Below are 2,117 nucleotides of genomic sequence, written 5' to 3'. Positions count from 1 at the left end.
GCATTTGCGTCCGTCTTCCTTCAGATTCCGCCTCACGGCGGACACCCTTGACTTTCGCTAACAGTTCCTACTGCCAAGTCTGTAGTGGACTTTCACCACCAAGTTGTCGCCCATGCCGGGCGCACGATCAAAAAAAACTCCTCTATACAAAATGAGGAGTTTTTTCGTATTAGTATATATCTTTTATATCCAAGTACTGACAGTAACTATCTTGCACTTCCTTCTATCATTCAGCTTCCCATGATTCGAATCTGTACATTGCACCGTAACGTTCAAGAATTCCCATGAATGCTTCTTCACCCTCATCAGGAATGGGTATAAAAATCGGTATCATCGTTCCATCTCTAAACACGCCAAATTCATCTTCCGGTAAGGAAATGCTCTGGTTCTCAAATACGACATTTCCTGTCTCATCTTCAAGTGTAAACCCAAATTCGATATTCTTGTAATCCATCCCTGTCCTGTTCATGAGTAAGAATATACCTTCCCAGTTATCTTCTTCGACATTCTGCTGTGCAACTCCAGTCCAGAAAATCGTCACATCATTGGCTATTGATTCAGCCTGGGCAAGATCAAGGACATTCTCGACCTGCAATAGGGCTAAGCTAATGTCTTCATCTTCTAGATTCTCAGGTATCACATATTCCAGCTCTGGACTATTCTCTTCCCATTCTCCGGACCTGCTTTGCCCATTCTCAGACTCCATTAATATATACTCCGGACGATAGCCGGCTTCGTAGCCTTCAGGATCTCTGGAATCTGGGTTTTCTCCTGGAATATCATACATGACATTGCTTATATAGGTTGTTTCTTGACGACTGTCACTTAATTCCTCTATTACACCTAGCTGACTAACATCTAGTTCAACATACACGGGCATGACAGTATTAGGTTCCAGCACGCCAAAATGTTCTTGGTCAAGATAGATCTGCTTGTTTTCAAAAATTGTCGTATCATCAGTAACAACAGAAAGTGTCAGACCTATATTCGTCATGGTTTCCTGAGACCGGTTTGAAAGCAGAAAGACCACGTACAATAGGCTTGTCTCATCTGTCAGGAACAGACCTGAATATTGAGCACGGACTTCCCCATCCTCTCCTAATTCGCCTGTCACTGACTCCTCAACCAACCCTTTCAATAATGAAAGGACTTCATCATTCTCGGCAGAGAGTCCACTGGCTTCATCTGATATCTGCAGAACAAAAGCCATTTCTTCTCCCTGTTCCACTTCTTCTGTGTCCACTGAATCATCTGTGACAGGGGCCACTTCACCTTCACTCTCGTCGTCTTCTGTGTCAACCGGTTCCTCAATGTCTTCTGAAACCACTTCGTCATCAGCAGAAGACGGAACCTCCCCGTTATCACAGCCTGCCATTATGAGCAGTGCTATCCCCACTAACCATAATTTCTTCATTCTTTTTCTCTCCCTTATCTTTTGTAAACTTTTATAGGGATACATTACCTTATTGCCTTCAAAATTACAGCTGATATGCTCATCTTCACTGGTTCCAGCTCTTATTTAGGTTCAAGATGGTTATGTTCATACAAAAAAAGACACCACAGTTAAGTGATATCTTTATCTAAGCCACTTGCCGGGCTTGAACCGGCGACCTCATCCTTACCATGGATGCGCTCTACCTGCTGAGCTAAAGCGGCGTATATGTGTTTTATTTCAAAAAAAAACTCCGCAAGCAGGGCTCGAACCTGCGACAACACGATTAACAGTCGTGCGCTCTACCAACTGAGCTATTGCGGAATAATTAATGCTATTATAACAAAAAAAGAGCTGCACGGCAACGTACTGCTTTCACAAAGGGAAACCCTTCACTATCCTCGGCGCTGGGAAGCTTAACGGCTGTGTTCGGAATGGGAACAGGTGGATCCTTCCCGCCATCGTCACCGCACAGTGACTCTTTTATTAAACTCGAGAACCTTGTTCTCTCAAAACTAGACAGCTGATCAACACGAAACAACACCACTTACCCTTAAGACACGTCAGTCCAGTTTCGCTCGGCAGATGATTCCGCCTCGCTATACTTTCTTTCTTGTGGTTAAGTCCTCGACCGATTAGTACTGGTCCGCTCCACATATCACTATGCTTCCACTTCCAGCCTATC

General features: G+C 44.1%; 1 protein-coding gene, 2 tRNA genes and 1 rRNA gene. All 4 read right to left on the bottom strand.

What is annotated here, in order from left to right; genetic code table 11:
• Positions 1–226: 226 nt before the first annotated feature.
• The 4 genes from ACYQ2O_RS11935 to rrf all read right to left on the bottom strand — a co-directional run bounded on the left by ACYQ2O_RS11935 (position 227) and on the right by rrf (position 1,904).
• Positions 227–1,414, bottom strand: a complete 1,188-nt coding sequence (locus ACYQ2O_RS11935; RefSeq protein ID WP_346025009.1) for a hypothetical protein — start codon at positions 1,412–1,414, stop codon at positions 227–229.
• A gap of 169 nt (positions 1,415–1,583) precedes the next feature.
• Positions 1,584–1,656 (bottom strand) — tRNA-Thr (locus tag ACYQ2O_RS11930).
• A 27-nt stretch (positions 1,657–1,683) separates the two neighbouring features.
• Positions 1,684–1,756: transfer RNA gene (locus tag ACYQ2O_RS11925), tRNA-Asn, on the bottom strand.
• A 32-nt stretch (positions 1,757–1,788) separates the two neighbouring features.
• A 5S ribosomal RNA gene (gene rrf, locus ACYQ2O_RS11920) occupies positions 1,789–1,904 on the bottom strand.
• Positions 1,905–2,117 lie beyond the last annotated feature (213 nt).

Source organism: Alkalibacterium sp. m-11, from assembly GCF_054658155.1.
The sequence above is the reverse complement of the archived record's forward strand: the minus strand, read 5'-3'. Positions and strand labels throughout refer to the sequence as shown.